The 24403-nt window shown below is 71.3% G+C and carries 17 protein-coding genes; 11 read left to right on the forward strand and 6 right to left on the reverse strand.

Annotation, left to right across the window (positions count from 1 at the left end; all coding sequences use genetic code 11):
- Positions 1–10: 10 nt before the first annotated feature.
- The 4 genes from CP978_RS26375 to fxlM all read left to right on the forward strand — a co-directional run bounded on the left by CP978_RS26375 (position 11) and on the right by fxlM (position 5582).
- Positions 11–181, forward strand: coding sequence for an FxLD family lanthipeptide (locus tag CP978_RS26375; RefSeq protein WP_107070452.1), 171 nt, complete (start codon positions 11–13; stop codon positions 179–181).
- Between the two features lie 78 nt (positions 182–259).
- Positions 260–3229, forward strand: a complete 2970-nt coding sequence (locus CP978_RS26380) for a lantibiotic dehydratase (RefSeq protein WP_170307433.1) — start codon at positions 260–262, stop codon at positions 3227–3229.
- Positions 3226–4368 (forward strand): lanthionine synthetase C family protein, encoded by a 1143-nt coding sequence (locus tag CP978_RS26385; RefSeq protein WP_052454294.1) that lies wholly within the window; start codon positions 3226–3228, stop codon positions 4366–4368. The genes CP978_RS26380 and CP978_RS26385 overlap by 4 nt, the downstream gene beginning before the upstream one ends.
- A gap of 11 nt (positions 4369–4379) precedes the next feature.
- Positions 4380–5582, forward strand: coding sequence for a methyltransferase, FxLD system (gene fxlM, locus CP978_RS26390; protein WP_043444877.1), 1203 nt, complete (start codon positions 4380–4382; stop codon positions 5580–5582).
- 519 nt (positions 5583–6101) lie between these two features.
- Here fxlM and CP978_RS26400 read toward each other — a convergent pair.
- Positions 6102–7352 carry an MFS transporter gene (locus CP978_RS26400; RefSeq protein WP_043444879.1) on the reverse strand — a complete coding sequence of 417 codons (1251 nt, stop codon included), beginning with the start codon at positions 7350–7352 and terminating at the stop codon, positions 6102–6104.
- Between the two features lie 70 nt (positions 7353–7422).
- On the opposite strand from CP978_RS26400, the gene CP978_RS26405 reads away from it, so the two are divergent.
- Positions 7423–7827: a MerR family transcriptional regulator gene (locus tag CP978_RS26405; RefSeq protein ID WP_043444881.1), complete on the forward strand. Its 405-nt coding sequence runs from the start codon at positions 7423–7425 to the stop codon at positions 7825–7827.
- 109 nt (positions 7828–7936) lie between these two features.
- On the opposite strand, the gene treZ is transcribed toward CP978_RS26405, so the two are convergent.
- Positions 7937–9682, reverse strand: a complete 1746-nt coding sequence (gene treZ, locus CP978_RS26410) for a malto-oligosyltrehalose trehalohydrolase (RefSeq protein ID WP_043444882.1) — start codon at positions 9680–9682, stop codon at positions 7937–7939.
- 172 nt (positions 9683–9854) lie between these two features.
- On the opposite strand from treZ, the gene CP978_RS26415 reads away from it, so the two are divergent.
- From CP978_RS26415 to CP978_RS26425, 3 genes are all read left to right on the forward strand, one after another.
- The gene (locus tag CP978_RS26415; RefSeq protein ID WP_043444884.1) at positions 9855–10406 is read left to right on the forward strand and encodes an FHA domain-containing protein; all 552 of its coding nucleotides are present in this window, start codon (positions 9855–9857) and stop codon (positions 10404–10406) included.
- Between the two features lie 134 nt (positions 10407–10540).
- On the forward strand, positions 10541–11866 hold the full coding sequence (locus CP978_RS26420) for a M14 family zinc carboxypeptidase (RefSeq protein WP_174498680.1): 1326 nt from the start codon (positions 10541–10543) through the stop codon (positions 11864–11866).
- Positions 11863–12366 carry an SSI family serine proteinase inhibitor gene (locus tag CP978_RS26425; RefSeq protein WP_063839084.1) on the forward strand — a complete coding sequence of 168 codons (504 nt, stop codon included), beginning with the start codon at positions 11863–11865 and terminating at the stop codon, positions 12364–12366. The genes CP978_RS26420 and CP978_RS26425 overlap by 4 nt, the downstream gene beginning before the upstream one ends.
- A 123-nt stretch (positions 12367–12489) precedes the next feature.
- On the opposite strand, the gene treY is transcribed toward CP978_RS26425, so the two are convergent.
- Positions 12490–14844, reverse strand: coding sequence for a malto-oligosyltrehalose synthase (treY, locus tag CP978_RS26430; RefSeq protein WP_043444888.1), 2355 nt, complete (start codon positions 14842–14844; stop codon positions 12490–12492).
- Positions 14845–14878: 34 nt separating this feature from the next.
- The gene (gene glgX, locus CP978_RS26435; protein WP_079162560.1) at positions 14879–17104 is read right to left on the reverse strand and encodes a glycogen debranching protein GlgX; all 2226 of its coding nucleotides are present in this window, start codon (positions 17102–17104) and stop codon (positions 14879–14881) included.
- Between the two features lie 549 nt (positions 17105–17653).
- Between glgX and CP978_RS26440 the strand changes: the two genes are divergently transcribed.
- Together CP978_RS26440 and CP978_RS26445 are read left to right on the forward strand one after the other, a co-directional pair.
- On the forward strand, positions 17654–18892 hold the full coding sequence (locus CP978_RS26440) for a DUF5919 domain-containing protein (RefSeq protein ID WP_043444890.1): 1239 nt from the start codon (positions 17654–17656) through the stop codon (positions 18890–18892).
- 190 nt (positions 18893–19082) lie between these two features.
- Entirely contained in the window at positions 19083–19796 is a 714-nt protein-coding gene (locus CP978_RS26445; RefSeq protein ID WP_043444892.1) for a 3'-5' exonuclease, read from the forward strand.
- Between the two features lie 81 nt (positions 19797–19877).
- On the opposite strand, the gene CP978_RS26450 is transcribed toward CP978_RS26445, so the two are convergent.
- Complete coding sequence (locus CP978_RS26450; RefSeq protein ID WP_043444894.1) at positions 19878–20741, reverse strand: phosphotransferase enzyme family protein; 864 nt, start codon at positions 20739–20741, stop codon at positions 19878–19880.
- A gap of 384 nt (positions 20742–21125) precedes the next feature.
- Here CP978_RS26450 and erm point away from each other — a divergent pair, with 384 nt between their 5' ends.
- The gene (gene erm / locus CP978_RS26455; RefSeq protein WP_043444897.1) at positions 21126–21905 is read left to right on the forward strand and encodes an ErmE/ErmH/ErmO/ErmR family 23S rRNA (adenine(2058)-N(6))-methyltransferase; all 780 of its coding nucleotides are present in this window, start codon (positions 21126–21128) and stop codon (positions 21903–21905) included.
- A 67-nt stretch (positions 21906–21972) separates the two neighbouring features.
- Here the strand turns inward: erm and CP978_RS26460 are convergent, their stop codons facing one another.
- Positions 21973–24246 (reverse strand): MMPL family transporter, encoded by a 2274-nt coding sequence (locus tag CP978_RS26460; RefSeq protein ID WP_174498681.1) that lies wholly within the window; start codon positions 24244–24246, stop codon positions 21973–21975.
- Positions 24247–24403: the final 157 nt, after the last annotated feature.

The raw sequence follows: 24403 nt of genomic DNA on the forward strand, positions 1-24403 counted from the left end.
AGCACCAGCTATGGCTCAAGCCACTGCGACACTCGCCTCGAAGACGGTTGAGGTTCCGCTCTCCGAGGACGAGTGGGACCTGAGCACGATCATCACCACCTCCCCGATGCCGATCACCGAGATGTGCGACACCAACGACGGGTGTGCCAAGACCTGCGCGTCGTCCTGCACCTCGAGCTGACCGAGCGCCCTTGCGCCGGTGCGGGCAGCCTCTCCGCCCGCACCGGCGCACCACTTGATGGAAGGAGGAGGGACACCTGTGACTCGACCGATTTATCGGCGGTTCGGGGATGTGTTGGTCCTGCGTGCCGCTGCCATGCCTGCTACGGCGCGCCCCACCGACTGGCCCGTCGTTGGCTCTTCGGATGCCTGCCGCCAGTGGCTTGAGCGCGTGTGGGATGACAACACGTTCGTCACCTCACTGCGTGCAGCATCCCCACGCCTGGTCGGCTACGTGGAACGGATCCTTGCCGGTGACGACATCGAACGGAAGCGGATTCACAAGGCCACCTGCTCGGTTGCGGCGTACTTGCTGCGCGCCACCGGGCGGCCGACACCGTTCGGTCTGTTCGCCGGAGTCGCCCTGGCCACTGTCGGTACCGCTTCCGCCGTGATCGGCGCAACCCACCAGGCCGTCGCCCGCCCCGACACCCTGTGGGTCGACCATGTACGCAAGGAACTGGAAGGCCGTGCCGACGTACTGCCGTACCTGACCATCCAGATCAACACCCTGGCGTTCCGGCGCGGCGACACCATCAGCTTGTTCCGCTCAGGTGGCCGCATCGCCAGTGCCAGGGTCAGCCGCCCTCTGTCCGTTCTTCTGCGGGCAACCGAGGAGCCGGCCACTGGCCGGGAACTGTTGCGGCTACTCATCGCCGCCGGAGGCACTCCCGAACAGGCCCGGCGCCTGATCGGACAGGCCCTCGCCGACGGCTACCTGATCAGCAGCCTTACGGCGCCGATGACCGTGGATGATCCCGCGGGGCACATCGTGCGCATGCTCCGCTCCCACGCTGAGGAGTTCGAACCGGGCACCCGGGACGTCCTCGCTCAACTCGACGGGGCCGAACGGCTTCTCGGCGCGCACAACCGGGTCTCTGGTACCGCCGCGCAAAAGCTACGTGAGACCGCCGACGACCTGATGCGGTCAGCCCCGGCAGCAAGTCGCAGCCGCATCTCTCTCGACCTGCATCTCGACGCCCATGTACGTGTCCCCGGCCACGTCCTGGCCGAAGCGGAGCATGCCGCGGACGCGCTCGTCCGCCTGACCCGTGCACGCGGCGAGTCCCCCGCATGGGCGGCCTACGCCACGCACTTCTGGGAGCGGTACGGTGCCGGAGTCCTGGTTCCCGTACGCGATGCCGCAGACCTGGCCGCGGGCATCGGCTACCCCGCCGACTACCCCATGTCGCTATGGCCGGAGACGCTGCCCAAAATGCTGGCCCGTGACGAGAAGCTCGCGGCGAAGGCCATGCACGCGGCCATGACCGGCACCCGGGAGATTGTGATCACGGATGCGGACATCGACGACCTGTCTGATGGGAGCGAGGTCGGACCGGCGGCACCGCACGTCGAGTTGGCGATCCGGATCCGGTCCGCCGGTCCAAGTGCTTTGGACCGCGGCGAATTCCTGCTCGAGGCGCGTCCGGCCTGGACTGCGGGCGCCCTGACCGGGCGGTTCACCGCGCTCCTCGGGGCCGGGCTGTCAGACCTGTACTCCACACTGCCCACCATGGTCCAAGGAGCACTGCCCGCACAGCTCTCCTTCACGCCCACCTTCCCCCACGGGGAGAACGTCGCCCGCATCCCCGCAGTGCTGCCTCACGTGCTCAGCGTCGGTGAGCACCGTGAGTCGGCCGACCACGTCATCGACGTGGACGACCTCGCCGTGTTCTCCACCGGCAGGCACCTGCATCTGGCCAGCATCTCCCGGCGGCGCGTCGTCGAGCCGCTCGTACTCCACCCGCTCGCGCTCCAGAAGCAGGCGCCTCCTCTCGCCAGGTTCCTCGCCATGCTCACTCGTGGATCCGTCACCGCCTGGACCGCGTTCGACTGGGGCCCGGCCGCCGTCGCTCTGCCGTTCCTGCCCCGGATCCGCTACCGCCGTACGATTCTGGCCCCCGCACGCTGGAAGCTGCCCGCTGCGGCTCTGCCCGCGGGGCCGTTCACGGAGCAGTGGCAGGCGGCACTGAACGACTGGGTTGCCACATGGCGCTGCCCTGCGCGTCTCGACCTCCACGACGACGACCGGACCATGGGCCTCGACCTGGCCGAGCCGCTCCACGGACGCCTGATCCACCAGCACCTGCAGCACCACCAGCTGGCTCTCCTCACCGAGACCGCGATGGGCGACGACCTGGGGTGGATCGGCCACGCACACGAGATCACATTGCCGCTTGCCTCCACTGGCCCCCAGATGCCGCACCCGGACCTGACGAGCGCGCCCCTGGTCACGAACCAGGACCTGCCACGCCCCGGCGATGTCGGCCGCTGGCTGCAGGCGAAGGTGTTCACCCACCCCACAGCGATGGACCAAATCATCACGCACCGCCTGCCCGACCTGTTCGAGGACCTCGGCACTTCCGAATCGTGGTTCGTGCGCTACCGGTCGCTGCATGAGACCGATCACCTGCGCATCCGCGTGCCGGCCGGCAGCAACGCCCTGGAGGGAGTGGCAGCGTGGACCGAGCAACTCACCACCGATCGGCTTGCCTCCAACCTTGTCATCGACGGGTACCGGCCCGAAGTCGGCCGATACGGCACGGGCCCCGCGATGGAAGCGGCCGAAGCGCTGTTCGTCGCGGACAGCCTTGTGACCCGCTACGCCCTCACAGACCTGCCTCATCTGGAGCGGGAAGTGCTGTGTGCCCACAGCATGATCGACCTGGCGGAGGGATTCCTCGGTACCCGCGAAGGCAGGACTTGGATCGCCACCGCAGTGCCGCGTGGCGAGGGACGCTCCGAAATCACCCGCCCCGCTGTTCACCAGGTGCGTACCCACCCGCTGCTCACGGCCTCCCCCCGGCTGGCCGCAGCCCTGGCGCAACGCCGGTCGGCCCTGGGCCAGTACCGGGCCCGCGTCGACGATCAGCGTCTTGAGCAGGTCCTTGAATCTCTGCTGCATATGCATCACAACAGGATGGCGGGACCCGACCGTGCCAGCGAGGACGCATCCCGACACGCCGCGCGCCAGGCCTGCCGGTCTCTCACAGCGCGGAGGGACACATGAGGCACGACGACCTCGGCGGCGGCCTCGCAGGGACCGCCCTGTACGAGATGGTGGTGGCTCACACGTGCAGCACCTGGACCGCTGCCCGCGCTGCTGCGCAGGCCGCCACAGCCCAGCCGCTGGCCGGGCATCCCGACGAAGCCGGCCTGTACCGAGGAGTTCCCGCCGTCGCCTACGCCCTACACTTCGCCAAGCGTTCGGCCTCCTGGCGAACACTCGCCGATCTGGATGCTGAGACGACAGCGATCGTCGCCGCCCGCCTCAATGCAGCGCAGCGCCGTATGGACAGCGGGCACGCGCCCCGCATGGCCGAGTACGACCTGATCAGCGGACTGACCGGGCTCGGCGCCTACCTGCTGCGGCGCGAGCGACAGGCCGCGCTCGAGCGCATCCTGCGCTACCTCGTACGGCTGCTCACCGAGCCACTCACCGTAGCCGGTCACCGGGTCCCCGGCTGGTGGACGGCCGACGGACCGCGCGGCCTCCCGGAAGACGGCCTATTCAGCACCGGACACGCCAACTTCGGCATCGCGCACGGCATCACCGGCCCGATCGCTCTCCTTGCCCTGTCCAGCCGTGCCGGTATCACCGTGGACGGCCAGGAGCAAGCGCTCGATGAAGGCATCACCCTCCTCACCACCTGGGCGCAGCCGTCCAACGACGGCAGCATCGGATGGCCCGAGGTCCTCGCGTTGCACGACTTTCTGAACGGGCCGGTCATCGGCAGTGAGCCAGGACGTCCTTCCTGGTGCTACGGCGCACCCGGCATCGGCCGCGCTCTACAACTTGCCGGGCTCGTCCGCCGCAACGGACGAGCCCGTCAGTTCGCCGAACACGTCGTGCTCGGCTCTGTCACCGATCACAGGCGTCTCTCCCAGCTTGAGGACACAACGCTCTGCCACGGCTGGGCCGGGCTGTTGCTCACCTGCGACCGAATCGCCGCCGACGCCATGACCCCGAGCATCGCCACCGAATTGCCGGTACTGCGCTCATACCTCGACGCGGCCCTGGCGCGGCACGAGATACCCAAGAACGCCGGCCTCCTCTCCGGCAAGGCCGGCGTTCTGCTCACGCTGCACACCCTCGGCGCTCCCCGCCCCGCTGACCTGGGGTGGGAGACCTGTCTTCTCTTGAACTGAAAGGACGGCCAGTGGGCCAGACTCCTACCTCTGACGACCTGCGCAACCGACTCGTCGACGAGATCCTCCAGGACGTGCGTCTGACTGCCGACGTCGAGCGGGCCATGCGCACGGTGCACCGAGAGGCGTTCCTGCCCGGCATCGACCTTGAAGAGGCGTACGTCGACCAGGCTGTTTCCATCAAGGACAACCCCCTTGGTGGACCTCTTCCCCTGTCGTGTGCGTCGGTGCCGTCAGTCGTCGGGATGATGCTGAGCCAGCTCGAGGTCCAGCCGGGCGACGACATCCTCGAGATCGGCGCCGGCACCGGCTACAACGCCGCGCTGCTCGCAGAACTCGCAGGTGACAACGGGCACGTCACCAGTATCGACATCGACTCCGATGTGGCGCTGCACGCGCGGACCATGCTCGACCGCGCCGGGTACCGGCACGTGCATGTGATGGAGCGCGACGGCCTGATCGGCGCGCCGGAGAACGCCCCCTACGACCGGATGCTTGCCGCCGTGGGACTGTGGGACGTGCCTGCCGCATGGTGGGGGCAGCTCGGCAACGGCGGTCGTCTCGTCCTCCCGCTGCGGTGGCGCGGCCAGACCCGCTCCGTCGCTCTCACCCGCCACGGCGACACCCTCGTCTCGGAAGGAATGGAGCTCTGCGGCTTCGTCCCCATCATCGGGCAGGACGGGGAGAAGACCACGGCGCTCAACATCGACGGCACGATCAGCGTCATCCATGACGAGGACCAGGCCGTGGACGCCGGTGCGCTCGGCAACTGCCTCACCACCACCGGCATCGAGGTCATGTCCGGGCAACGAATCGGTGGCGAGGAGTCGTTCGACGGCGTGTGGCTGCGCGCCACCGCTACCGACGATCGGGTGTGTCGCCTCCAGGTCATGCCCGATGCGCTGGCTCAGGAACTCCTCCTGCGACCGGCGATCCCCGGCCGCAGCCCGATCCTGATCGACAGGGACTCCCTCGCCTACTTGGTCGTGCGCCGTGAAGGCGTCGACCCGCAGCGGCCGCACCGGCTGGGCGCGGCCGCTTACGGGCCGCACGCCGGGGAGCTCGCCCAGGACCTCATCGGGCACATCGAGGCTTGGGGCACCGCCCGCACCGCAGTCCCCCGCCTGAGCATCACCCCGGCGAAGTCCGCTGTGGCAGCCGGCCCGGGGCATGTGATCAGCAAGCCGGAGAGCCGACTCCGGCTGACCTACTGAAGCCGACTGCGCGGGTGCCTCCCCTGCGGTGGGAGGCACCCGTCGCGTGAGGTGAAGGACCAGGTGACCGGGGTGTCGGGCGATGGTCCTCTACGGTTCACGGTCGGTGTGAGGCTTCCATGCCGCGCGGTACAGCCATTCCGTGAAGGTCATCGGGTGTCCGACCCAGTCACGTTCCGAGCCCTGGACGACCACGCCGTCGGGAATCCCGTGAACTCGGGTAGCCCCGAAGACCATGGCTCCCTGGTCGGTGGAGGCGAGGGGGATCAGGCCCTCGGCGGTTCAAGCCAGGCCGCAGGTTCGGAGAGCCGCTCTTCTCTGGGGCCGAGCATGTCGAAGACGGCTTGCAGGTGGTCGGTCATGGTCTCTCAGGGGCTGGATCGAGAACGTCCGTGACGGCATTGACCACATTGGTTGTCAGCCGTCCGATCAGCTGCCATCGGTGTTCGGAACATCCTGGCAGACCGAATCCGACCGATCGAGGCCAGAAGGGGCTCAAGATCCGGCCGTCGGCACGGGTCATGGTGTGGCCCGAGTGCCGGGGAACGCGTGGTGTCGGGCCCCGGTGACGATGAGCAGGCTGACTGCCCCGAGCGCGGCGGCTGACGCGGCGACCGCGGTGATGCCCGAGCTTTCCAACAGGAGGCCGCCGATGATGCCGCCGAGGGCCATTGCGGCGTTCCAGAGGGTGACGAGGACGGCTTGCGCGGTGTCGGCAGCAGCGGTGCTGTGTCGCAATCCGGCTCGTCCGGCCGTGGTTTGCAGCAAGGTCGGGGCACCGCCCCACCCCAGGCCCCAAAGAACAGCGGCGGCCCAGACGATCGGATGCGTCGTTGTGACGGCAAGAGTCGCGGTGGCGAGAGTGAACAGCACCGCGGCGGTGACCGTCAGGGTCCGCAGCCGACGGTCGACATGGCGCCCGACGCACCAGATGCTCACCAGACATGCGGCCCCGAAAGCAAGGAGAACCGCGTCGGTCGCCGGCCCGAGCCCAGCATGCTGCAGGTAGGGAGCGATATAGGCGTAGAGGATCGTGTGCCCGAGAACGAAGGTCGTCACTGTGACCATGATCGCCGCGATACCGGGCACAGCCAGGGTCTGCCGAAGGGGCGACTTCGCTGCCACCGGCGCAGTGTGCGAATGATCGATGTCAGCCCGCTCCATGACGGGCCGACCTACGCCGGGGACGGACACGCTGATCCAGCCGATGACGACAAGGGTGACCAGGGAGACAGCGGCAAACGCCGCCCGCCACCCCATCTGCTCACCGATCAGCGTGCCGGCCGGAACTCCCAGGGACAACGCCACCGGGATCCCGGTCATTGCCACCGCGATGGCGCGCCCCTCCGACCCGGCAGGTGCGATACGACGCGCATAGCCGGCGAGCATCGCCCACGCCAGGCCCGCGGCCACGCCGGCGAGGCAACGGCCCGCAAGCAGAACGACATATCCCGGTGCAGCAGCTGTCAGCGTGTTGGCCACCAGGAAGACAATCATGGCGCCGAGCAGCAGTGGTTTCCGCGGAACGGACGCGGTCGCTGCGGCCAGCGGGATCGCCGTCAACGCAGTGGCGGCCGCGTAGACGGTGACAGCCTGGCCGGTAGCGCCCGAACTGGTGTCCAGTGAGGCCGAGATCTCGGGCAGAACACCGGCAGGCAGCGTCTCGGTCAAGCTCGTGATGAAGATGGCAGTCCCCAATGCCAACAGCGCAGACCATGGCAGGCCGACCTGTCGCATACGGGTCCGTGCGTGAGAAGACGTGGTGGTCATGCATCGAATCGTGAAACGTTCACATGGGTGTGATGGTCAAGTCGAGGCGCGCCGGATAGCTTCGGTGGGTGTGAGGATCGGTGAATTATCGCGATTGACGGGCGCGTCCCGTCGGCTGCTCCGCTACTACGAGGAGCAGGAGCTGATCGTCCCGGACCGGGGCGCGAACGGGTATCGGGAGTATGACGACCGCTACGTGGACCGGGTCAATCAAATCCGTGGCCTGCTGGATGCGGGGCTCCCCACCCGCATCATCAAACAGATCCTCCCGTGCCTGGACAAACCTCGTTCGATCCACTTTCCCGATGCGACACCGGAGATGCTGGCCCTGCTGGCCACCGAGCGGGACCGGCTCACCGAGCGGATCGACGTACTCATCCGCAATCGTGATGCGTTGAGCGAGTACCTGGCCGAAGTCGAGCAATGCCGAGCACCGGCGCCTGACAGCCCTCCACGGAACGCCGAACTCCTGTAGGCGGTGTCAGCGACGTCATGACCCGCGACAACCGGGCGGTCGGCCGGTCCGGTCCGCCTCCCCCGTCGGCTATGGCGATGGTCCCCCCTGGGAGGGGGAGAAGCCCCGGTCAGACCTGTGTCAGTACCACGCACGACTCGCCCGGTACGGTCAGGGCTCCGGACGCGTCCGGTGGGGGTACCGGCTCCCAGGCGGCGAGGACCCGTGCGTGGTCGATGCCGAGGGGGATCCGGGTCGGTTCCTTCGCGAGGTTCACGGCGATCCGGACGTCGCCGCGGCGGAAGGCGAGCCAGCGGGCGTGCTCGTCGTAGGTGACCTTCACGTCCTCGAGGTCGGGGTCCGACAGATCGGGGTGGGCGCGGCGCAGGGCGATCAGCTCGCGGTACCAGGCCAGGACCCGTGCATGGGGGGCGCGTTCCGGCTCGGACCAGTCGAGGCAGGAGCGCTCCCGGGTCGCCGGGTCCTGCGGGTCGGGCACCTCCTCCGCCGCCCAGCCCTGCGCGGCGAACTCCCGGCGCCTGCCCCGCCGTACGGCGTCGGCGAGTCCGGGATCGGTGTGGTCGGTGAAGAACTGCCAGGGGGTGCCGGCGGCCCACTCCTCGCCCATGAACAGCATCGGGGTGAACGGCGAGGTGAGCACCAGCGTCGCCGCGCAGGCCAGCAGCCCCGGGGACAGGGACGCGGACAGACGGTCGCCCCGGGCGCGATTGCCGACCTGGTCGTGGGTCTGGGCATAGCCCAGCAGCCGGTGGGCGGAGACCCGGGTGCGGTCCAGCGGGCGGCCGTGGCTCCGGCCCCGGAAGGCCGAGTACGTCCCGTCGTGGAAGAACCCGCCCGTCAGCGTCTTGGCGAGTGCCGCGAGCGGGGCGCCAGCGAAGTCCTCGTAGTAGCCCCGGGACTCGCCGGTCAGGGTGGTGTGCAGGGCATGGTGGAAGTCGTCGTCCCACTGGGCGTGCACCCCCAGGCCGTGCTCCGCGCGCGGGGTGATGAGGCGCGGGTCGTTCAGGTCCGACTCGGCGATCAGAAAGAGCGGCCGGCCCAGCTCGACGGCGAGCGCGTCCACCGCCGAGGACAGTTCCTCCAGGAAGTGGACCGCGCGGGTGTCGTGCAGTGCGTGCACCGCGTCCAGCCGCAGCCCGTCGAGCCGGTAGTCGCGCAGCCAGGACAGCGCGCTGCCGATCAGATAGGCGCGCACCTCGTCCGATCCCGGCGCGTCCAGGTTCACCGCCGCGCCCCAGGGCGTGTGATGCGTTGTGGTGAAGTAGGGGCCGAACGCGGGGAGATGGTTGCCCGAGGGGCCGAGGTGGTTGTGCACCACGTCCAGCACCACCCCGAGGCCGAGCGTGTGCGCCCGGTCCACGAACCGTTTCAGTGCCTCCGGCCCGCCGTACGGCTCGTGCACGGCCCAGGGGGCGACGCCCTCGTACCCCCAGCCGTGCCGCCCGGGGAACGGGCACAGCGGCATCAACTCCACGTGCGTGACGCCCAGTTCGGCGAGGTGATCGAGCCGCTCGGCGGCGGCGTCCAGGGTGCCCTCGCGGGTGTACGTCCCCATATGCAGCTCGTACAGCACCGCGCCCGGCAGCCCGCGCCCCGACCAGTCGGCCTGCCATGCGTACCGTCCGTGGTCGACCACCGCGCTCGGCCCGTCCGGGCCCTGCGGCTGGCGGCGCGAGCGCGGGTCGGGCAGCACGGGACCGTCGTCCACGGCGAACCCGTACCGGGTGCCGTCCTCGGCCTCCGCCTCGCCCGTCCACCACCCCGGGCGCCGCGGATCGCGGGTCAACGCGTGAGTGACGTCCCCGCAGTGGAGCGTCATCCTGGTGGCCCCCGGTGCCCATACCTCGAACCGCACGGACAGTTCCCCCTCGTCTACTCCTGGTGACACGGCGGGTCCATGGTGCGTCACGCCGGGCCAATTCGCCGTCGAATCCACCCTTTTGGCGCAGGGAACCGCTCCGGCGGGGGCCGTGGCCGTCCTCGTGCTTTCTGGACACCCGGGGTCCGCCTGGCGGACAATCACTTGCGTGACGTCGACGCCCGAGTTCCCCACCTATTCCGCGCGGCTCTCGGACGCCGACCGCGAGAAGGCGCTGAAGGTGCTCCGCGACGGGGTCGAGCTGGGACGGCTGTCGCACGACACCTTCATCCGGCGCATGGAACTGGTGCTGGCCGCCCGGCAGCCGCACGAACTGGTCGCGCTCACCGCCGATCTGCCCTCCGAGAAGCGCTGGTCGCGCCTGGTGTTCGGGTCGGTCTCGGCGATCTCCGGGTTCACCGTGCGGCTGCGCCGCGCCTGGCAGGCCGAGCGGCTGCCCAAGCTGCTGCTGCCCAACCCGGGCCACCCCTATCCGCTGCGCATAGGCCGCGACCCCGCCAACGGCCTCAGACTCAGCCATGAGACCGTCTCCCGGGTGCACGCAGAACTGAGGCACCAGGGCGGTCTCTGGGTGCTGCGCGACCTCGGCTCGACCAACGGCACCACCGTCAACGGCCGCCGGGTGATCGGCGCGGCGGTGGTCCGCGACGGCGATCAGGTGAGCTTCGGGACGATGGCCTTCCGGCTGGCGGCGGAGTAATCGCCTCCGCCGCCCGGGTGTTGACGTACCGCCCGGGCCGTGACTGACTGAGCGGTACGCCCGGCATACCGGGCGAACCGGACCGCACCCCCTCGTGGAGGTGTGCCCTGTCGCCACTCCTCCGCTACCCGACGGTGGACGAACTCGGCGCCCGCGCGGCCGCGCTCGTCGCCCGCCGCCCGCGCGACGCCCGGCTGCGCCGGGTGGGCACATCGCGAGGCGGTACGCCCCTGTGGCTGCTCTCCGTCGGCCACGGCAGCCGGCACGCCCTGGTCGTCGCCGGACCGCACGCCAACGAGCCCGTCGGCGGTGTCACCGTGCTGCGCCTGGCCGAACGTGCGCTGGCCGACCCCGGGCTCGTCGCGGGCGCCGACACCACCTGGAACCTGCTGCTCTGCCTCGACCCGGACGGCGCACGGCGCAACGAGGGCTGGCTGTCCGGCCCGTACACCCTCGGCCGCTACTTCCGGAACTTCTTCCGCCCCGGATTCCTGGAGCAGCCCGAGTGGCTGCCCGACGGCGCGGAGCGAGCGGCCCTGCCCGAGACCCGCGCCCTGCTGGACCTCCAGGACGAGCTGCGGCCCTTCTTCCAGTGCTCCCTGCACGGCGTCGACGTCGGCGGCGGGTTCGTCGAGCTGACCCGTGATCTGCCCGGCATGGCCGAACGGCTGGCCCGGACCGCGGCCGGTCTGGGCATCCCGCGGGAACTCGGCCCCTACGACACCCTGTACTGGCCGGCCCTCGGCCCCGCCGTCTACTCCATCCCCCCGCCCCGCCGCGGCGATCTTGCCGCCGCGATCACCGAGGCGGCGGTGGAGTCGACCTGGTTCCACCCGCACCGCTACGGCACCGTCACCGCGGTGGTCGAGGCACCGATGTGGGGGGTGGCGGCCGTGCAGGACGGCTCGTCACCCGTCGACGCCGAGGCGGTGCTCAGGAGCGTCAGCCGGGCGCTGCGACACGACACCCGCCTGCTCGAGGGCCTGCTGGCCCGCATCCGCCCGCATCTGACGGGCGTCCGGGACGCCGCCCGGCTGCTCGCCCCGGTGGACGACTACCTTCTGATCGGCCCCGGGCTCGCCGACTCCTGGGATCCCGACACCTACGGCGCCGGGGAGCGGCCGTTGCCGCCGCTCGACTCCGCCCATCTGACCACCCTCGGCATCTCCGGGCGCCGGGTCGCGCTGCGCACCGCCGGACTGCTCCATCAACTCGCCGGGGCCGCCGGGCGCGGGGCGGCCGGGGTGCTGCCGGAACTGGAGCCGCTGATCGACGCCTGGTGCGCCGACTACCGGGACGGCTACGGGGCACGCTGGATCCCGGTCGCACGGCAGGCCGAGTACCAGTCGCGGGTGGTGCTCGCCGCGTGCGAACTCGCCGGACGGTTCGGGCCGCTGCGCTCCCGTTCGGGTGAGTCCGGCTGGGGTCCCGGTGCCGCGGTGCCGATGCATACGGAATGACGAAGACGACCCTGGCACTGCGCGGCGCCCTGCTCGCCGCGGCCGTCCTGACCCTCTCGGCCCCGGCCCCCGCCCTCGCCCGCCCGGCCGAGGTCGGCAACTGGCTCTATCTCACCCTCAGCAAGGGAGACGCCCTCACCAGGGACGTCCGCGGCACCCTCCTGATGTGCGACCCGCCCCAGGGGCACCCACGGGCCGCCCGGGCCTGCGCGGAACTCGCCGCGGCCCAGGGAGACGTCGACCGCATCCCGCCCGAGCAGACCATCTGCCCGATGATCTACGCCCCGGTGAGCGTGTCCGCGCGGGGGGAGTGGGACGGACGGCACGTCGAGTACGAGCACACCTTCGCCAACGCCTGCGATCTGACCGCCCGCACCGGTGCGGTGTTCGCCCTGTCGGAGGAGCAGGAGCAGGAGCAGGAGCAGGACCAGGACGGGGCCCGGGCCCAGGAACAGGGCACGGACATGGCGATGCCGGGTCCCCAGGACCTGCGGCACTGAACAGGGGCCCGGCGCGCGGGCCGACGGCACCTCGGGCGCGCAGGTGCGCGGGTGCACACCGTGGCCCGTGTGCCGCGGACGCCCGGGGCGCTGGTACCGGGCGGAGGGCGTCGCCCGGCCCGGTCAGTGCGCGTCGTCGATCCGCTCCAGCAGTGCCACCGGCAGCCGGGTGAAGAGATCCGCCAGGCGGATGCGGCCCTCGAACTCCCGGTCAGGGGCGAGGACGTCGGCCCAGCGGCCCCCGGGCAGCACAAGGGAGGTGTCGTGCCAGCCGCCCGCCTCCGCCAGGCGCAGCGAGAGCCGGGTGACCGCCGTGAGCACCCGCGCGGAGCGCACGAAGGCCAGACAGTGCGCGGCGGCCGGGCCCTCGGCCATGAGCGGGGTGTAGTCGGCCGAGGCGCCGAAGAGCTCGGGGCGCCGCCGACGCAGCCGCAGCGCGGCCGCGGTGAGGGCCGCCTTGTCGGAGGCGGCCTCCTGGGGCGCGAACGGCCCCCGGTTGTCCGGGTCGACCAGCGCCCGGTACTCGCCCTCGGTGCCCTGGTAGACATCCGGCACGCCCGGCATCGTCAGCTGCACCAGCGCTGCCCCCAGGACGTTCGCCCGGATGTGCGGGGCCAGGGCGTCCCGGAAGCCCCGTACGAGCCGGCCCGGCGCCCCGCAGGGCCCGCCCGCGGCAAAGTCCGCGACCGCCTCCTCGTAGCCGGGGTCCCGCTCGGTCCAGGTGGTGTGCAGTCCCGCCTCCCTGACGTGTTTGAGCAGGGCTGACCGCAGGCGCGCCTCGTCCGTACACCCCAGCCCGAAGAAGGTCTGCCAGGCGGCCCACACCAGCTGGGGATCGGGCGTGCGCGCGCCCGAGCGGGTCACCTCGGCCAGCACCTCGGCCCAGCGCCCCGGGCACTGGGTGAGCACCGAGATCGCGGCCCGCACGTCCGCGCTGCGCTTGGTGTCGTGAGTGGACAGCACGGTGCCCGTGGCGGGCCGGTCGCGCTGTACCCGCGCACAGTGGGCGTGGAAGCCCTCCGGGGAGACGGCCGGGTCCCCGGGATCGCCACCCACCTCATCGGCCGACAGCAGTGGCACATAGCGGTAGAGCGCCCTGTCCTCCACCGACTTGGCGCGCAGCGCCGACGCGGTCTGCGCGAACCGCACCCGGAACTCGGCGTGGCCGGGCCCGTCCCCCAGCCGTCCCAGCACCAGATCCCGTACGACGTCCACCGCGTGGGCCTCCTCGGGCACCGTGAACACGGCACGGGCCTCGGCGGCGGCCTCCTCGGTGACCACCGTGGCCGCGTCCACGGAGGCGTACGGCCGGTACACCTCAAGGCGGACCAGGAGTTCCCGCAGCGCGGTGCGCAGCGCCCAGGGGGCGTGGTCGCGCAGGGCGGGGTCCGGGGAGGTGGCGCACAGCCGGCTCACCACCCGGGTGAGGCGGTCCGTCTCGGTGGCCAGCTCCTGGGTGATCACCTCATGGGCGGCGCGCCGCACGGTGGGGCCCCACCGGCCGCCGAGGTCGTCCGGCGGGGCCGCGAACCGCCGGTAGTGGTCGAGCAGCTCGTCGGCGCCCGCCGCATCCGTGAAGACCCCGTCCACCTGCCGCAGCGCGTCGTACCCGGTGGTGCCCGCGACCGGCCAGCCGGCGGGCAGGCGCTCACCGGGCGCCAGGATCTTCTCGACGACCGTCCAGCGGCCCGAGGCGGCCTCGTACAGTCGGCCGAGGTAGGCGTCCGGGTCGGCCAGACCGTCCGGGTGGTCCACCCGCAGGCCGTGGATCAGCCCCTCGTCGAGCAGCCGCAGCAGGGTGCCATGGGTCGCCGCGAAGACCTCCGGGTCCTCCACGCGCACCCCGATGAGTTCCGAGATGCTGAAGAACCGCCGGTAGTTCAGCTCGGTGCGGGCCAGGCGCCACCACACCGGGCGGTACCACTGGGCGTCGAGCAGCTGCGGCAGCGGCAGCGACTCGGTTCCCTCGCGCAGCGGGAACACCTGTTCGTGGTAGCGCAGTACGTCCCCGTCGACGGTCAGATCCCCGGTCTCCTCGCCGAGCCGCCGTCCCAGCACCGGCAGCAGCAGCTGACCGTCCTGCGCCTCCCAGTCGATGTCGAACCAGCGTGCGTACGGGGACGCGGGGCCCTCGCGCAGCACCTCCCACAGGGCACGGTTGTGACGCGGGGAGGCCGCCATGTGGTTGGGCACGATGTCCACGACGAGGCCGAGCCCGTGCTCCCGCGCGGTGTGCGCCAGCGACCGCAGCCCCGCCTCGCCGCCCAGTTCCTCCCGTACCCGGGCGGGGTCGACGACGTCATAGCCGTGGGCCGACCCCGGCACGGCCTCCAGGACCGGCGACAGATGCAGATGCGAGACACCGAGCGCCGCCAGGTACGGCACGGCCGCACGGGCCGCGCCGAACGGGAACTGCGGCTGCAGCTGCAGCCGGTAGGTGGCCGTGGGCACCGCAGGGACGGGAGGCAGGGGGGTCATGGGAACCTACGTACCCGCCCGGCGGCCTTTCGTGTCACCGGCGCACCGCCCGGTCCCGCGCCGCGCCGCCGGGGTCCGGCTCCGGCGGCTCCCAGGGGGCGCCGCCCGGGCCGGCGGTTCCGCCGGGTGCGGTGGATCCGGCACCGGGGTCCGGGGCGGTGCGCCGAAGCACCGTCAGACTGCGGTCCACCAGGGTCAGCCGTCTCCCCGCCCCGATCCTCGTACCGGCGCCCGGAAGCACCCCTTCCGGGACGGCCGTGTCCACCACCACCTGCCAGCGGCTCCCGAGGCCGGCCGGCACCACGAACTCCAGGGGCCCCGGCGAGGCGTTGAACATCAGCAGGAAGGAGTCGTCGGTGATCCGTTCCCCGTGTGGCCCTGGCTCGGAGATCGCGTCGCCGTTGAGGAACACGGTCAGCGCGCCGGCCTGTGCCGAGGTCCAGTCCCGGGGGGTCATCGGCTCGCCCTCGGGGGTGAACCAGGCGATGTCGGAGAGCTGGTGGTGGGTGCCCTGCACGGGGCGGCCGTGGAAGAAGCGGCGCCGGCGGAAGACCGGGTGGTCGCGGCGCAGCCGCACCATCGTCCGGGTGAACGCCGGCAGGGCGCCGCCGTCCTCGGGCCACCGCACCCAGGACAGGTCGTTGTCCTGGCAGTAGGCGTTGTTGTTGCCCCGCTGGGTGCGGGCGAACTCGTCGCCGTGGCTGAGCATCGGCACCCCCTGGGACAGCATCAGGGTGGCGATGAAGTTCCGTGTCTGCCGGGCCCGCAGCGCCAGCACCGCGGGGTCGTCGGTCTCGCCCTCGGCCCCGCAGTTCCAGGACCGGTTGTGGCTCTCCCCGTCGCGGTTGTCCTCGCCGTTGGCCTCGTTGTGCTTGTCGTCGTAGGAGACGAGGTCGTGCAGGGTGAAGCCGTCGTGGCAGGTGACGAAGTTGACGGAGGCGAGCGGGCGGCGGCCGTCGTCCTGGTAGAGGTCCGAGGAGCCGGTCAGCCGGGAGGCGAACTCGGCGAGCGCCCGCGGCTCGCCGCGCCACAGGTCCCGCACCGTGTCGCGGTACTTGCCGTTCCACTCGGTCCACAGCGGCGGGAAGTTGCCCACCTGATAGCCGCCCTCGCCCAGGTCCCACGGCTCGGCGATCAGCTTCACCTGGGAGACCACGGGGTCCTGCTGCACCAGGTCGAAGAACGACGACAGCCGGTCCACCTCGTGGAACTGCCGGGCCAGCGTCGCCGCCAGGTCGAAGCGGAAGCCGTCCACATGCATCTCGGTGACCCAGTAGCGCAGCGAGTCCATGATCAGTTGGAGGACGTGCGGGGAGCGCATCAGCAGGGAGTTGCCGGTGCCCGTGGTGTCCGTGTAGTACCGCGGGTCGTCCGCCAGCCGGTAGTAGGAGGGGTTGTCGAGGCCCCGGAAGGAGAGCGTCGGGCCGAGGTGGTTGCCCTCGGCGGTGTGGTTGTAGACGACGTCCAGGATGACCTCGATACCGGCCTGGTGCAGGGCCCGGACCGCCGTCTTGAACTCCGTGACCTGTTGTCCGCGGTCGCCCCGGGAGGCGTAGGCGTTGTGCGGGGCGAAGAAGCCGATGGTGTTGTAGCCCCAGTAGTTGGTCAGCCCCATGTCCACCAGACGGTGATCGTTCACGAACTGGTGTACGGGCATCAGCTCCAGGGCGGTGACCCCTAGATCGGTCAGGTGTTCGATGATGGCCAGATGGGCCAGTGCCGCATAGCTGCCGCGCAGTTCCTCGGGCAGCGCCGGGTGACGCATGGTCAGGCCCTTCACATGGGCCTCGTAGATCACCGTGCGGTGGTACTCGGTGCCCGGCCGGCGGTCGTCGCCCCAGTCGAAGGCGGGGTCGACCACCACGGAGGTCATGGTGTGGGGAGCCGAGTCCAGGTCGTTGCGCTTGTCGGGGGCGCCGAAGGGGTAGCCGTACACCTCCTCGCCCCATGTCACGGTGCCGCTGACGGCCCGGGCGTACGGGTCGAGCAGCAGCTTGGCCGAGTTGCAGCGCAGGCCGCGGGCGGGGGCGTAGGGGCCGTGCACCCGGAAGCCGTATCGCTGCCCCGGCATCACCCCCGGCAGATAGGCGTGCCGCACAAAGGCGTCGGTCTCCCGCAGCTCCACCGCGGTCTCCGAGCCGTCGTCCGCCAGCAGGCACAGCTCGATCCGGTCGGCGGCCTCCGAATGGACCGCGAAGTTCGTCCCGGCGCCGTCGAAGGTGGCGCCCAGCGGATACGCCTGCCCGGGCCAGACCTGTATGGACACGACCCTCTCCGGCGTCCCGGACCCTGGCGGACGGGTCGCGGCCGGCGCAGGGAGCCGGCCGGCGCACCGTGCGTGTGCGCCCGGGTCGGCTCTCCTCGGCGTCGTCATGACGCCACCGTAGCGGCAGGGTTCGCCACTCTCTTCGGATTTCGGATGATCTTACGCAAACGGGTGAGAGGTGCTGGTGTCGCGGTACGGCCGGGGAGGGTGCCGGATGCGTCGCCCCAGAGGTCAACAGATGGATGCTCATTCACCCCAAAGGATGGGGTGATGACGGCTCTGCGGCATGGTGTCCGCGACCGGGGCCGACGGCCCAAGTCGCCCCGCCGGCAAGGCTCCTCGACCGCTTCGTGCGATGTCACGGCTATGAATCCGCTCACTCGGGCCGCCCTTGTGGATCAGAACAGGCATGTGGAAGGCGGTAGTTGAGAAACGACCCTGCCCATCCGGCTGCATCGCGCCGGGCTACCGGAGTACCCTTCCTTGATCGTTGGCTGGGGCCTGGCCCCTGGGGAGGCTCGGGGAGCGGAAGGCGGTGCGCGGGTGGGCTCGGGAGGGCTGGAGCTGCCCCCTGGTGGCGAGGGCCGCGAGGGGAGCCCTGCGGATGTCCCGCCCGGGACGGTGTCCCTGGCACGGCCGATGGACATGGGAGCCATCGGACCCGACCTGGAGTGGGACACCGACGCATGGCGCGAGGTGCGGACCCGCGCCCAGCGCGCGGGGCGGGCCTACATCTGGCTGAACCTGGTCGAACAGCGGCTGCGCACGGTGGTGGCCGCCGTGCTCCGTCCCGTCTACGAACCCGTCCACGGGGACGACTGGGTGGTCGCCGCGGCCGGGCCGGCCGGTCAGGAATGGGTGCAGCGCGCGGTCGCGGTGCGCGAGGTCAGCCGCCGCAAGGGGTATCTGCTCGACCCCGCCGACGACAATGTGCTGAGCTTTCTGACCCTGCCGCAGCTGCGTGAGCTGATGGTCCAGCACTGGCCCTGCTTCGCGCCGTACGTCGACGAGCGGCGCGACGTCGAACTCGCCCTGGACGAGCTGGAGGTGACCCGCAATGTGGTCTCCCGCAACCGGGCCCTGTCCACGGCCGTCCTCGCCCAGGCCGAGCGCGCCTCGGCCAGGCTGCTCGAGATCCTCGGCGCGGAGGGCGACGTGCCTTCCGCGCACCGGCTGCCCGTCGACGCGGTCGAGGAACTGGTGGGCGACCGGTACGCGGACGTGGTCGCCGTCCACCCGGACCGGGTGCGGCTGCTGCGGCAGTTCCCCGCCGAGGACATCTTCGGCGGCGCCCGCCGTCTCGACGCCATCGGCATCGGCCTCAATCTGCTGGTGCAGAACTTCTCCGGGCGCCGGCTGGTGCGCCTGGCCGAGGCGGGCTGCCGGGTGCGTCTGCTGTTCCTCAACCCCGCCTCCAGCGCGATCAAGCGGCGCGAGCGGGAACTGGGCATCAAGAAGGGCGAACTGAGCCGCGCGGTCGAGATGAACATCCTGCATATGCGCCGGGTGCGGTCCAGGCTGCGCGACCCTGGCGCCTTCGAGATCCAGGTCTTCGACGAGACACCGCGCTTCACCGCCTATCTGGTGGACGGGGACGGCTCCGACGGCATCGCGGTCGTGCAGTCCTATCTGCGGCGCACCCGCGGTATGGAGGTGCCGGTGCTGGTGCTGCGCAACGGCAGCCGGGTCGTCACGTCCGACCTCACGGAGGAGAGCGGGCTGTTCCCCACCTACCGCGAGGAGTTCGAGATCACCTGGGCGGATTCGCGGCCCGTGTCCTGAAGCACCCCTTCCGCCGGGTGGGAGGCGCTTCCTCGATTGTCAGTGGTGCGTGCGAGGGTGAGAACCACTGGGGGAAAGCACCACAGAGAAGGGGGGCCGCCGTGGCCTGGCATCGAGAGCCGCTGACCGGCTTCGACCTGGAGACCGTCGGACGGGTGTCCGAGGACGCCCTGGCGGACGGAGCCGTGCGATGAGCTGGATCACCGGGCCGCTGGTGGCCTTCGACCTGGAGACCACCGGCACCGACATCGAGACGGACCGGATCGTCACCGCCGCGCTGGTCGCCGTGGACACCGACGAGCGGCGTCCACAGGCCCGGACCTGGCTGCTCGATCCCGGAGTGCCCATCCCGCCACAGGCCTCGGCGATCCACGGCATCTCCACGGAACACGCTCGTGCGCACGGGGTGCCGGCGGGGCCCGCGATCGAAGAGATCGCCTCGGCCGTCACCGCGGTGCTGAACTCGGGCACCCCGCTGGTGGTGATGAACGCGCGGTACGACCTCTCCCTGCTCGACCGTGAGTGCCGACGGCACGGGATCGAGCCGTTGGCCGGTCGACTGCGGGGAAGGACCTCGCCCGTCATCGACCCCCTGGTCCTCGACAAACACGCGGACCGCTACCGGAAGGGCTCGCGGAACCTCAAGGCCCTCTGCGAGCACTACGGAGTGCTGCTCGACGACGCCCACAACGCCGTCGCGGACGCGGTGGCCGCGGCACATGCGTCGCGATCCCTGGGAATCAGGCACGCGTCCATAGGAACGCTGGCCCCGGCGGAGCTGCACGACCTTCAGGTCCGTGCGGCAGCCGAGCAGGCGGAATCGTTGCAGAGGTATCTCCGCCGCACCTCGGACCCCGAGGCGAGAGTCGAGCCGCACTGGCCCTTCGTCCCGTTCGGCCGCTGACCGCGGCAGCGGGGCCGGACCGAGCGGAGACAGCAGGGTGCCCGGCCGGGCCGGTGTACAGGGATCGAGGGGCCCCTGGGTTCAGAAGGGGTACCAGCGGACCGACTCGTCCCCGTCCCGCAGGGAGGCGACGCGTCGCTCGAACTCGGCCAGCGCCTTGGGGTTGCTCGGTGCGTGCTGGGCGACCCAGGCGCAACTGGCCGTCTCGCGTGCCCCGCGGAGCACCGAGCAGCCCTCCCACTCACGAACGTCCCAGCCGTAGGTCTCGGTGAAGGAGTCGTACGCCTCGTCCGGGAGCCCGTAGCGGTCGTGGGAGAGGGCCATCACCACCAGATCGTGCTCGCGCAGATCCGAGGAGAAGGTCTCCAGATCGACCAGGACCGGGCCGTCCGGCCCGATGTGCACATTGCGGGGCAGCGCGTCGCCATGGATCGGGCCCGGCACCAGACGCGGGGTGAGCGTCGCCGCCGCGGCGGCGAACCCGTCGCGGCGCTCACGCAGATACGCCGCGTCCGCCGGGTCGATCGCCTCGCCGGCGAGCCGCAGCCAGCGCTCCACACCGCCCAGCAGCTCACGGGCCGGCAGCGCGAAGGAGGGGGAGGGCAGCGCATGCACGGTCCGCAGCAGCCCGGCCAGATCCGCCGGCTCGGCGGGCCGTATCGGGTCGGGCAGCCGGTGCCACACGGTCACCGGGTGCCCCTCGGCCAGCTCCGCCTCGGGGCGGGCGGCCCGCACCGCGGGCACCCCCTCCTCGGCCAGCCACAGGGCGATCCGCAGCTCGCGCCGCGCCCGCTCCAGGAGTTCGCGGTCCCGGCCCACCTTGACGACCAGATCCCCGGCGGCGAACACCGCGTTCTCACCCAGCGCGATCAGCCGCGCCTCCCGCGCCGGACCGGACAGCACATCCGCCGCGGCCAGCACCTCCCGCGCCCGAGCCTCGTCCATCGTCCGCCCTCCGTGTCCCTCTGCATGCCCATGCCTACGCGATCGACCGCCCCCTCGCAGTCCGACGGTCAGTTTCGCATCCACACAGCTCAGGGCCCGGGCCCGGGGCCTGCCCGCGGAAAACCGATTGCCCCGGCTTCCTGCAGCCCCCTAGTCTCCCGCCCGTGGCAGCTTTCAACGCGATCTTCAACTCCGGTCTCGGCCGGGGCTGCGCGCACTCCCAGCGGGTGCGACGCGGCTCCGGTGCCCTGACCGGCCCGGGGAGCGGTCCCACCCGCTGAGCCGTGCGCGCCGCGCGCCACGCCCCCGCTTTCTCTCTCCTGTCTTCCGGTCAGGGCCTTCGGCTGCCCTTCACCGATCCACGGAAGACAAGGACCGCAGGCCATGGCCCGCCCCTCGCACACCTCCCGGGCGCTGTCGCAGAACTTCCTCGCCGACCGCGCCACCGCCGAACATCTCGCCCGGCTCGCCGTACCCCTGCCGGGCGACCGCCCCCTGGTCCTCGAAGTGGGCGCCGGCCAGGGCGCGTTGACCGTCGCGCTCGCCCCGCGCTGCCGCTCGCTGCGCGCCTATGAGATCGACCACCGACTGGTACCCGGGCTGCGCGCCCGCTTCCGGAACGTGCCGCACATCGACGTGGTCAGCGGGGACTTTCTACGGGCCCGGCCCCCGCAGGAGCCGTTCTCCGTCGCCGGGAACGTGCCGTACTCCCGCACCGCGGACATCGTCGCCTGGTGTCTGCGCGCCCCCGCCCTCACCGACGCCACCCTGCTCACCCAGCTCGAGTACGCCCGGAAGCGGACGGGGGACTACGGCCGCTGGACACTGCTCACCGTGCGCAGCTGGCCCCGCCACGAGTGGCGGCTGGTGGCGCGGGTGGGGCGTACCCGGTTCCGGCCGGTGCCCCGGGTCGACGCCGGGGTCATCCGGATCGAGCGCCGCCGCACCCCGCTGCTCGCGCCGGTTCACCACGACGGTTGGTGCCGACTGGTCGAACTGGGCTTCAGCGGGGTGGGCGGCTCGCTGCACGCCTCGCTGCGCCGGGCCCACCCCCGGCACCGGGTGGACGCCGCGTTCCGGGCCGCCGGGCTCGACCGCGGGGTGCTGGTCGGCGAGGTGCCGCCGGAGCGCTGGCTGACACTGCACCAGGTGCTGACCGTGTGACCCGTCGGGGACGGCACGAGGGCCCGTCGGCCTCAAGAGGCCGACGGGCCCTGGTCGGGCGGGGCGTTCAGACCCCGAGCGGTGCGCCCGGCCTCGGTGCGGGCGGGGCGACCACCGGCGCCGGGGGCTCGTCGTGGGTGAGGTCGGGCAGCCGGTGCAGCCACCGCGGCAGATACCAGTTGCGCTCACCGAGCAGGGCCATCGTCGCCGGGAGCAGCACGCCCCGGATGATCGTCGCGTCGATGAGCACCGCCGCGGCCAGGCCCACGCCCATCTGCTTCATGGACTGCATGGACAGCGTGCCGAAGATCGCGAAGACGGCGACCATGATGACCGCGGCGCTGGTGACGACCCCCGCCGTGGTCACCACCCCGTGGGTGATCGCCTGCTTGGTGGCCAGGCCCCGCATCCGCGCCTCACGGATCCGGGAGACCACGAACACGTGATAGTCCATCGAGAGCCCGAAGAGGATCACGAAGAGGAACAGCGGCAGCCAGGTGACGACGGCCCCCACCCCCTGGGCGCCCACCAGCGACGCGCCCCAGCCGTGCTGGAAGACGATGACCAGGATGCCGTAGGCCGCGCACACCGACAGCAGGTTCAGCACGATCGAGGTGATCGCGACCGTCAGAGAGCGGAAGGACACCAGCATGAGCAGGAAGGCGAAGACCACGACGAAGACGAAGACCGGGACCACCGAGCCGAGGAGCTGCTCGTTGAAGTCGTGCGAGCCCGCCACCTCACCGGTGATCGGCGCCTGCACCCCGGCGACCTTGCCGAGAGTGGCGGGCCGGACCGTGTCGCGCAGCAGTTCCAGACTCTTGCTCGCCCGGTCCAGATCGGAGCCGCCCACCAGCGGCACCGACACCAGGGCCACGTTCTCCGCGTCATGCACCTTGATCTCGACCGGGCCGCGCGAGGCGCCCGAACTGATCGCCTGCGCACGGAAGTCGGCGAGTGCCGTCGTCACCTCGGGGGCGTTGATGTCCTTGGCCCTGACGACGACCGAGGCCGGCCCGGAGCCGCCGGGGAAGGCGTCGTTGACCCGGTCGTACGTGGCCACGATGGGCAGCTTGTTCCCGAACTCCTGGTCCAGGGTGAGGTTCTGGGTCTTCATCCCCAGTGCGGGCGCGGCGACCGCCAGCAGGACACCGGCCGCGACCGCCAGCGAGACGGCGGGCCTGGCGAGCACCACCCTGAGGACGGCGGCCCACAGCCGGCTCCCCTCCTGGACGGAACGGCCCAGCCGCTCGTTCCGCCTGCGCCGCCACTCCGGGTGCAGAAACGGGACGCGCCCCTTCTCGACCCGCGTCCCCAGGAGGGACAGCAGCGCGGGCAGCACGGTCACCGAACCGACCATGGCGACCGCCACCACCATCAGGGAGGCCAGGCCCATCGCCTCGAACGTGGCCAGTCCGGTGAACAGCATGCCCGCCATCGCGGCGCACACGGTGACGCCGGAGACGATGATCGCGTGTCCGCTGGTCGCGGCGGCGATCTGCAGCGCCGTGCGGGCGTCCCGGCCGGCCGCCCGCTCCTCACGCTCGCGCCGCAGATAGAAGAGGCAGTAGTCGACGCCGACGGCCATGCCGATCAGCAGCATCACCGAGTTGGCGGTGTTGTCCATCGGCTGAAGATGGCTGACGATGCCCATCAGACCGGTCGTCGCCACGATCGCGGTGACGGCGAGCGCCACCGGCAGCAGCGCCGCGACCAGCGCGCCGAACGCGATCAGCAGGATGCCCAGGGCCACCGGCACCACCGAGAGCTCCGCCTGCTGGAAGTCGTCGCCGTACGCGTCGGCGAACGTCTTCTGGATGCTGGCGGCGCCGACCTCCTCGATCCTCAGCCCGGTGTGCTCCTTCTGCACCCCGGCCACGGCATCGAGCACCGGCTCCACACGGTCGCCCGCGGTGTCCGCGTCACCGCGCATGGCGAACTGCACCAGAGCGCTGCGCCCGTCCTCCGAGATGGACTTCGTCTCGTACGGCGAGGTCACCTCTGTCACCTGGCCGGTGCCCTCGACGGCCCGGACGACCGCGGTGACGGCGGCCCGGAACTGCGGGTCGGTGGCGGTGGTCCGGCCGTCCTCGGACTGGATCAGGACGGTCTCCCCTGCGGGCTGCTGGATGCCCGCGTCCTTGACGATCTCCGCGGCGGTGCGGGTCTCGCCCCTGAGCTGCTCGCTCTCCTTGACGTCCACCCGCCCGACGGCCGTGCCGACGGCCAGCGCCACGACCACGAACACCACCCAGATGCCGACGGCGGCCCAGCGGTGTCTCGCGCTCCAGCCGCCGGCCCGGGCGGCGATGCCCCGCACCCGCAGATCTCCGTTCCCCATGACGGGCTTGCCCTCTCGTCCGCAGGTGACGGCCCCCTGCCGTCACCCTTCCCCTCGAAGGTAGGGGCGCGGTGCGCGACGCTCGTCGTGCTCATCGGTGAACCCGGAACGGCCCGGCTCCTCCTATGGGAGTCCGTGGTCTCACCGCCTGGGAGTA

Source organism: Streptomyces nodosus, assembly GCF_008704995.1.
GTDB lineage: Bacteria > Actinomycetota > Actinomycetes > Streptomycetales > Streptomycetaceae > Streptomyces > Streptomyces nodosus.

What these genes read in the sequence shown, in the direction of transcription:
- CP978_RS26375 (WP_107070452.1), top strand. Translation starts at nt 11, where the DNA reads ATGGCTCAAGCCACTGCGACACTCGCCTCGAAGACGGTTGAGGTTCCG.
- CP978_RS26385 (WP_052454294.1), top strand. Translation starts at nt 3,226, where the DNA reads ATGAGGCACGACGACCTCGGCGGCGGCCTCGCAGGGACCGCCCTGTAC.
- CP978_RS26400 (WP_043444879.1), bottom strand. Translation starts at nt 7,352, where the DNA reads ATGACCACCACGTCTTCTCACGCACGGACCCGTATGCGACAGGTCGGC.
- CP978_RS26425 (WP_063839084.1), top strand. Translation starts at nt 11,863, where the DNA reads ATGACGAAGACGACCCTGGCACTGCGCGGCGCCCTGCTCGCCGCGGCC.
- treY (WP_043444888.1), bottom strand. Translation starts at nt 14,844, where the DNA reads ATGACCCCCCTGCCTCCCGTCCCTGCGGTGCCCACGGCCACCTACCGG.
- CP978_RS26445 (WP_043444892.1), top strand. Translation starts at nt 19,083, where the DNA reads ATGAGCTGGATCACCGGGCCGCTGGTGGCCTTCGACCTGGAGACCACC.
- CP978_RS26450 (WP_043444894.1), bottom strand. Translation starts at nt 20,741, where the DNA reads ATGGACGAGGCTCGGGCGCGGGAGGTGCTGGCCGCGGCGGATGTGCTG.
- erm (WP_043444897.1), top strand. Translation starts at nt 21,126, where the DNA reads ATGGCCCGCCCCTCGCACACCTCCCGGGCGCTGTCGCAGAACTTCCTC.
- CP978_RS26460 (WP_174498681.1), bottom strand. Translation starts at nt 24,246, where the DNA reads ATGGGGAACGGAGATCTGCGGGTGCGGGGCATCGCCGCCCGGGCCGGC.